Raw genomic sequence first — 7,388 nt, forward strand, 5'->3', positions numbered from 1 at the left:
AGCGCGTTCTCGATCTCCCCGGCGCCGATCCGGTAACCGCCGCTCTACCTGGTAGACGGTGATCGAGTCGCGGTCGTGGCGGGCGCGGATCTCGCGTGCGGGCATGTGGCGGCCGTCTGCGAGTAGATCGGGCGGAGCAGGTCGAGGTCGCGGACGATCGCGGCCGGGCGCAGGTCGAAGACGTCCCCGATGGCCTTCTCGATCTTCTCGGGGGCGACCTTCTCGGTGCCGAACGTCTCCACGAACACCCCGACCGGGTGGGCCTTGCCGATCGCGTAGGCGACCTGGACCTCGGCGCGGTCGGCGAGCTGCGCGGCGACGATGTTCTTGGCGACCCAGCGCATCGCGTACGCGGCGGAGCGGTCGACCTTGGACGGGTCCTTGCCGGAGAAGGCGCCGCCGCCGTGGCGGGCCATGCCGCCGTAGGTGTCCACGATGATCTTGCGGCCGGTGAGGCCGGCGTCGCCCATCGGGCCGCCGATCTCGAAGCGGCCGGTGGGGTTCACCAGCAGCCGGTAGTTCTCGGTGTCGAGCTCGAACTCGGCGAGCACCGGGTCGACGACGTGCTCCTTGACGTCCGGGGCGAGCAGCTCCTTCAGGTCGATGTCGGGAGCGTGCTGGCTGGACACCACGACGGTGTCGAGGCGGACGCCGCGGTCGCCGTCGTACTCGATGGTGACCTGGGTCTTGCCGTCGGGGCGCAGGTAGGGCACGTCGCCGCTCTTGCGGACCGCCGACAGGCGCCGGGCGAGCCGGTGCGCCAGCGTGATCGGCAGCGGCATCAGCTCGGGGGTCTCGCTGGTGGCGTAGCCGAACATCAGGCCCTGGTCGCCGGCGCCCTGCCGGTCCAGGTCGTCGACGCCCTCGCCCTCGCGGGACTCGTAGGCGTCGTCCACGCCCTGCGCGATGTCGGGCGACTGCGCGCCGATGGACACCGACACGCCGCAGGAGTGGCCGTCGAAGCCCTTCTTGGACGAGTCGTAGCCGATCTCCAGGATCTTCTCCCGGATCACGCCCGGGATGTCCACATAGGTCTCGGTGGTGACCTCACCGGCCACATGCACCTGACCCGTCGTGATCATCGTCTCGACGGCGACCCGGCTCTTCGGATCGTCCTTGAGCATCGAGTCGAGGATCGCGTCGCTGATCTGGTCCGCGATCTTGTCCGGGTGACCCTCGGTCACCGACTCGGAGGTGAACAGGCGGCGAGACACGTACGTGAACTCCTTGCAGCGGCTGCTGACTGACGTCGCAGAACGGATTCTTTGTCGAGTTCGGCGAGGGACGCCGCCCCCCGCCATGGGTTCCCCACGATGTTAGGACCAGAAGTCTAGCGGGATCAGCGCCCTTCGCCCGGACGCGCGCCCGGCGGCGTGCGATCCAGCCGTGCGGCGACGAGGTCCCACACGACCTCGGCGAGCGCCTCCTTGGCCCCGCGGGGCACTTCGGTCCGCGACCCGTCGGCGCCGAGGATGACCGCGGCGTTGTCGGGGCGGCCGAAGGTCAGGTTCTCGCCGACCTGGTTGACGACGAGAAGGTCGCTGCCCTTGCGGGCGAGCTTGGCCTGGCCGTTGGCGAGGACGTCGTCGGTCTCGGCCGCGAAGCCCACGACGACCTGGCCGGGCCGCCGGACCTGGCCGAGCTCGGCCAGAATGTCGGGGTTCTTGACGAGGCGGATCGGCTCGGGTTCCGCCCCCTCCGCCTTCTTGATCTTGGAGCCGCGGTAGTCGGCCGGGCGGAAGTCGGCGACGGCGGCGGCCATGACGACCGCGTCCGCCGTTCCGGCGGCCGCCACGACCGCCTCGCGCATCTCCTCGGCCGATCCGACGGCGACGGTCTCGGCGCCCGCCGGGTCGGGCAGGGCGACGTTCGCCGAGACGAGCGTCACCCTGGCGCCGCGCGCCGCGGCGGTCCGGGCGAGCGCGTAGCCCTGCAGGCCGGACGAGCGGTTCCCGATGAAGCGGACGGGGTCGATGGCCTCCCGGGTGCCCCCGGCGGAGACCACCACGTGCCGTCCGGCGAGGTCGCGGCCGTCGGCGCCGCGGGCCAGCACGTGCCGGGCGACCTCGAACAGCTCGGCGGGGTCGGGCAGCCGGCCGGGCCCGGTGTCCTTGCCGGTGAGGCGGCCGGACGCGGGCTCGACGACGACGGAGCCGCGCTCCCGCAGGGTCGCCACGTTGGCCTGCGTGGCCGGATGCTGCCACATCTCGGTGTGCATCGCGGGCGCGAACACGACGGGGCAGCGGGCGGTGAGCAGGGTGTTGGTCAGCAGGTCGTCGGCCAGGCCGTGGGCCGCCTTGGCGAGCAGGTCCGCGGTGGCCGGTGCGACGAACACCAGGTCGGCCTGCTGGCCGAGCCGGACGTGCGGGACCTCGGCGACGCCGTCCCAGACCCGTGGGGACACCGGCTTGCCGGACAGCGCGGCCCAGGTGGGCTCTCCGACGAAGCGGAGCGCGTCCGCGGTCGGCACGACGGTGACGTCGTGGCCCGACTCGGTGAGCCGCCGGAGCAGCTCGCACGCCTTGTACGCGGCGATGCCCGCGCTCACTCCGAGCACGACGCGCGGCTTGGGGGAGGTCATGTCGCCCACGATCCCATCAGGCGCCGCCCGCTCTCCTCCCGGGGTGGGCGTATCCGCACCGGGGTCCGGAGATGCCTCCCGGAAGCCGCCGCGGACGCGGCCGCCGGAGACGGCGACCCCGGGCCGGTGAGCGGAGCCGGGCGCCTCGGGAGCCTCAGCCCTCGATGGGCTCGGCGTTCAGGAGGCCCTCGCGCGTCTCGCGGAGCGCGATCGACAGCGGCTTCTCCTGGACCTGCGTCTCGACGAGCGGGCCGACGTACTCCAGCAGGCCCTCACCCAGCTGGGCGTAGTAGGCGTTGATCTGCCGGGCGCGCTTGGCCGCGATGCTCACGAGGCCGTACTTGGTGTCGACGACCTCAAGGAGCTCGTCGATCGAGGGGTTGGTGATGCCCTCGTTGCTGACTGCCACTCGGTGGCCTTCCGTAGGTTGAACAGGCTACTGGTCAGCCATCAAGGCTAGCAGCTCGTCGCACACGTCCTGCACGGACGTGTTGACGAGCGTGACGTCGAACTCCTTCTCGGCGGCGAGCTCGACGCGGGCCGCGTCGAGGCGGCGCTCGATGACCTCGGGGGGCTCGGTGCCGCGCCCGGTGAGGCGGCGGACGAGCTCCTCCCAGCTGGGGGGAGCGAGGAACACCAGGCGGGCCTCGGACATGGAGCGGCGGACCTGCCGGGCGCCCTGGAGGTCGATCTCCAGCAGCACCGGCTCGCCGCGGGCGAGGCGTTCCTCGACGGGCCGGCGGGGGGTGCCGTAGCGGTTGCCCGCGAACTCGGCCCATTCGAGGAGCTGCCCCTCGGCGACGAGCCGGTCGAAACCGGCGTCGTCGACGAAGAAGTACTGCACACCGTCGGTCTCACCCGGGCGGGGAGCCCGGGTGGTCACCGAGACCGACAGCCACACCCGGGGGTGTGAGCGCCGGATCTCGGCGACGACCGTGCTCTTGCCGACGCCCGACGGTCCGGACAGGACCGTCAGCCGCCGCGCGAGCGGGCCATGCGGCATGGAGCCTTCCGGCGCAGCGATGGGTGCGCCGGAGCCGGGCGGGATGGTGCCGTCTGCGGGTCGCCCCGAGCCGGCCGCGGCGGCCTGGCCGCCGCGCCCGCCCGTGAGTCGCGCGTCAGCGGTTCGCACTTCCGCCGAACTCACGCTCCAGGGATGCGCGCTGGTTGGCGCCGAGGCCCCGCACACGGCGGGACTCGGCGATGCCCAGGCGCTCCATGATCTGCTTCGCACGGACCTTGCCCACACCGGGCAGCGATTCCAGAAGGGCCGACACCTTCATCTTTCCGATGACGTCGTCGGACTGACCATCCTTGAGAACCTCGGCGAGCGAGGTTCCCCCGTGCTTCAGCTTGTTCTTAACCTCGGCCCGCTCCTTGCGAGCCTTGGCAGCCTTCTCCAGGGCTGCGGCGCGCTGTTCGGGGGTTAGGGGCGGAAGAGCCACGCCGGGTCACCTCAGGTTTCCACTCGACGGAGTCGGACGGGTTGGGAAACTAGCGAGTTCACCACCCATAAGGCAACGTGAAGTGCCGTTTAGCCCGCCACAAATTCACGAAAATCACTCCCCGGAGTGTCCTGAATACAGAGTGTACCCAACTCGGACCCCTCGGCGCCGCATCCCCTTGCCTTGCTGGGACTTTCGCATGATCGTGAAAAACCGCCCGTTCTGACCGCATTTGTGGCACCCAGCACCGCTCCGCCGCTGCGCTTCGCGCCTCCGGGAGCCCGCGCCGCCACGGTCCCGCCACCGCCCTCCGGAGCCCCGCCGGGGCGGCGCGGCGGGGCCTCCCACAAACGATCCCGACCGAGTGACACTCGTCACGCCGCGCCGTTCCGCACGTCGCCCCGGCACCGTTACTGTCATCCTCGACAACACCCGCCAAGATCGTCCGCTCGCCCGGAGGACGCCCGCACCGCACCAGCTCCCCCCAGCCCGCCGCCAGGGCGCCCCATGGACGCGGAGACGCCGGCCGCCCCGTCCGGAGACTCCCCCCGGTCCGGAATCGACCCTCCGCGTGAACGAGTTCGCCGTTCGGCACGTATCGCAAAGCGGCGACTCCCGTCCTCGCATTCGCATGCGACTAAAACCACATTCGCGTTCACCCGTGCCGCAAAACTCACCCACAAAGCGGTTCTGCGCGCTCGCGAACCAATGGCGCGCCGAGGCATGTCCCGGCGCGGGCGGCGCACGGACCCGAGCGCCGCGGAACCGCGTTCAGGCCGTGCCGGCGGACGTGCGGCGCAGCGCGGCGGCGATCGCGGCCGCGGCGGCGCCCGGGTCGGGGGCGGCGGTGATGGGACGGCCGATCACCAGCAGGTCGGCGCCGGCGGCCAGGGCGTCCTCGGGCGTGGCGACGCGGGCCTGGTCCTGGTGGCCGGAGCCCGCGGGGCGGACGCCGGGCGTGATGAGCGTGATGTCCGGACCGACCTCGGCGCGGACGGCGGCGGCCTCCTGCGGGGAGCACACGAGGGCCTGAGCGCCCGCCTCGACGGCGAGGACGGCCAGACGGCGGACGGCGTCGGGGGCGGGCCCCGCGAGGCCGACGGCGGTGAGATCGGCGTCCTTGAGGGACGTCAGGACCGTCACCGCGGCGATCTTGGTGGCGGGGGCGGCCTGCACCGCCTCGCGGATCATCGCGGGCCCCCCGGCGGCGTGCACGGTCAGGTAGGCCGGCTTGAGGCGCGCCACGGCGCGGGCGGCGCCGCGGACCGTGGCGGGGATGTCGTGCAGCTTGAGGTCGAGGAACACCTGGACGCGGCTGGCGCCCCGCACGCTGGCGACGACGTCCGGCCCGTACCGCAGGTACAGCTCCAGGCCGACCTTGACGGTCGAGACGTGCGGCGTGACCAGGGTGGCCCAGCGCGCGGCGGTCTCCAGGTCGGGCGCGTCCAGCGCGACGGCGATGGGGGCGGTCACAGCTTCTCCTTCTCGGGCTCTTGCCGGCGCACCTGGGGCGGGACGTACCCGGCGGGCTTGTGCGCGAGGCCGACGGCGTCGGCGAGGCGGTCGATGCGGCGGGCCGCGAGCGCCTCCTCCAGTTCGCGCAGGACGCGCGGGCCGGCCAGGGGGTCGTGGAACAGCGCGGTGCCGACGGCGACGGCGGAGGCGCCGGCGAGGATGAACTCCAGGGCCTCCAGGCCGGTGGCGATGCCCCCGACGCCGATGATCGGGGTGGTGGGCAGCGCGGCGTGCACCTGGTAGACGCAGCGGACCGCGACGGGCCGCACGGCGGGCCCGGACAGGCCGCCGGACACGCCCGTGAGGGCCGGACGCAGCGTCTGAGGGTCGATCGCCATGGCCTCCATGGTGTTGATCAGGGTGAGGCCGTCGGCGCCCGCGTCGACGCACGCGAGCGCGATGCCGACGATGTCGGTCACGTCGGGCGCGAGCTTGGCGAAGACGGGCACGCCCGGCCGGGCGTGCGCGCGCACGGCCCGCACGACGGACGCCGCGGCGGCCGGGTGCCAGCCGAACATGCGGCCGCGGTCCTCGACGTTGGGGCAGGCGACGTTGACCTCGATCGCGGCGACGCCCGGGACGTTGCGGAGGCGGCGCGCCAGGTCGCCGTACTCCTCGACGCTGCTGCCCGCGACGGACACGATCGTGCGGACCTCCTGCTCGATCAGCCAGGGAAGGTCACGTTCCAGGAAGGTCTCCACGCCGGGACCGGGCAGGCCCATCGCGGTCAGGAGGCCGCTCGGGGTCTCGGTCACCCGCGGTGTGGGACGTCCCGCGCGCGCTTGCGCCATCACCGACGTCGTGACGAACGCGCCGAGGCGGGTGAGGTCGAAGAACTGGGCGAGCTCGCGTCCCGTCCCGCCGCACCCGGAGGCCGTCAGGACCGGGTTGGGCAGTTCCAGAGGCCCGAGCGTGGTCGTGACCCGATCGCTCACTGCGAGCCCCCTTCAGAGACGCTCAGGACGCGCGGCGCGCCGAGCGCGTCGAACGGGATGGTTCCGAGGTCGCCCCAGCGGACGCGGTCGCCGCGCAGGACGGGGCCGTCCGCGCAGGCGCGGACCATGCGGGTCACGCCGTCCTCCCCGTGGACGGGGAGCATGCACGTCATGCACACGCCGATGCCGCACGCGCCCGTCTGCTGGAGGAACTCCTCGACCGACACCTGCGAGGGAAGGCCGAAGTCGCCGGCGATCTGGGTGACCGAGCGGAGCAGGGCCGTGGGGCCGCAGCCGTAGACGACGTCCGCGCCGGTCTCCTCGATGACGCGGGGCAGCACGTCGCGGACGGTGCCCTTCTCCCCCATCGACCCGTCCTCGGTGACGACGGCCGCGCTGTCGCCGATGCGCTGCGCCATGCGGGACCCGAAGACCTGCCGGGCGGAGGCGCCGGCGAGCACGAAGTGCACCTGGCAGCCGCGCCGCAGCAGCGTGTCGGCCAGCGCGAAGACGGCCGCGCCGCCGGGCCCGCCGCCGACGAGCAGGCAGGTGACGGGATCGCGGGGCAGCCGGAACGGGCGGCCGAGCGGCCCGACGAGGTCGAGCTGGTCGCGGGAGCGGCGGCCGGCGAGCCAGGCGGTGCCGGGCTCGGTGTCGGCGAACACCAGTTCGACGGTGCCGCCGTAGTCGGACTTGACCTCGTGCACCCCGATGCAGCGGCGCACCAGGCGGGACGTGTGCTCGCCGCCCACGGCGAGCGCCACGAACTGGCCGGGCCTGAACCGTTCGGCGATGGCCGGGGCCACCAGCGTCATCGCGCGGTAGTCCTGCACCTGGCGGACCGTCTACGTCACGCACGACCACGCGGGCGGCGCCGCCGGGCTCGCCGCGCTGGGCGCCACGATCGTCGCC

The 7,388-nt window shown here is 73.1% G+C and carries 7 protein-coding genes and 1 pseudogene; all 8 read right to left on the reverse strand.

The genetic code is table 11. The features are described 5' to 3' along the window. Positions 1-110 precede the first annotated feature (110 nt). Positions 111-1,214 (reverse strand): annotated as a pseudogene (gene metK / locus AB0C69_RS34715) (methionine adenosyltransferase); the annotation flags it as partial. A gap of 125 nt (positions 1,215-1,339) precedes the next feature. Continuing rightward, positions 1,340-2,581 carry a bifunctional phosphopantothenoylcysteine decarboxylase/phosphopantothenate--cysteine ligase CoaBC gene (gene coaBC / locus AB0C69_RS34720; protein ID WP_360359369.1) on the reverse strand — a complete coding sequence of 414 codons (1,242 nt, stop codon included), beginning with the start codon at positions 2,579-2,581 and terminating at the stop codon, positions 1,340-1,342. A 154-nt stretch (positions 2,582-2,735) separates the two neighbouring features. Continuing rightward, positions 2,736-2,990, reverse strand: coding sequence for a DNA-directed RNA polymerase subunit omega (gene rpoZ, locus AB0C69_RS34725; protein WP_131950118.1), 255 nt, complete (start codon positions 2,988-2,990; stop codon positions 2,736-2,738). A 27-nt stretch (positions 2,991-3,017) separates the two neighbouring features. Continuing rightward, a complete protein-coding gene (gene gmk, locus AB0C69_RS34730) occupies positions 3,018-3,584 on the reverse strand; it encodes a guanylate kinase (protein ID WP_089312392.1) in 567 nt (188 codons plus the stop codon). A 115-nt stretch (positions 3,585-3,699) separates the two neighbouring features. Beyond that, a complete protein-coding gene (gene mihF / locus AB0C69_RS34735; RefSeq protein WP_131739210.1) occupies positions 3,700-4,026 on the reverse strand; it encodes an integration host factor, actinobacterial type in 327 nt (108 codons plus the stop codon). A 771-nt stretch (positions 4,027-4,797) separates the two neighbouring features. After that, the gene (pyrF, locus tag AB0C69_RS34740; RefSeq protein ID WP_345184744.1) at positions 4,798-5,499 is read right to left on the reverse strand and encodes an orotidine-5'-phosphate decarboxylase; all 702 of its coding nucleotides are present in this window, start codon (positions 5,497-5,499) and stop codon (positions 4,798-4,800) included. Further along, the gene (locus AB0C69_RS34745) at positions 5,496-6,476 is read right to left on the reverse strand and encodes a dihydroorotate dehydrogenase (protein WP_345184746.1); all 981 of its coding nucleotides are present in this window, start codon (positions 6,474-6,476) and stop codon (positions 5,496-5,498) included. Before AB0C69_RS34745 ends, pyrF begins: the two co-directional genes overlap by 4 nt. Further along, positions 6,473-7,291 (reverse strand): dihydroorotate dehydrogenase electron transfer subunit, encoded by an 819-nt coding sequence (locus AB0C69_RS34750; protein WP_360359375.1) that lies wholly within the window; start codon positions 7,289-7,291, stop codon positions 6,473-6,475. Before AB0C69_RS34750 ends, AB0C69_RS34745 begins: the two co-directional genes overlap by 4 nt. Between the last annotated feature and the right edge of the window lie 97 nt (positions 7,292-7,388).

This window comes from Actinomadura sp. NPDC048032, from assembly GCF_040653175.1.
Classification (GTDB): domain Bacteria; phylum Actinomycetota; class Actinomycetes; order Streptosporangiales; family Streptosporangiaceae; genus Spirillospora; species Spirillospora verrucosospora.

What these genes read in the sequence shown, in the direction of transcription:
- coaBC (WP_360359369.1), bottom strand. Translation starts at nt 2,581, where the DNA reads ATGACCTCCCCCAAGCCGCGCGTCGTGCTCGGAGTGAGCGCGGGCATC.
- gmk (WP_089312392.1), bottom strand. Translation starts at nt 3,584, where the DNA reads ATGCCGCATGGCCCGCTCGCGCGGCGGCTGACGGTCCTGTCCGGACCG.
- AB0C69_RS34750 (WP_360359375.1), bottom strand. Translation starts at nt 7,291, where the DNA reads ATGACGCTGGTGGCCCCGGCCATCGCCGAACGGTTCAGGCCCGGCCAG.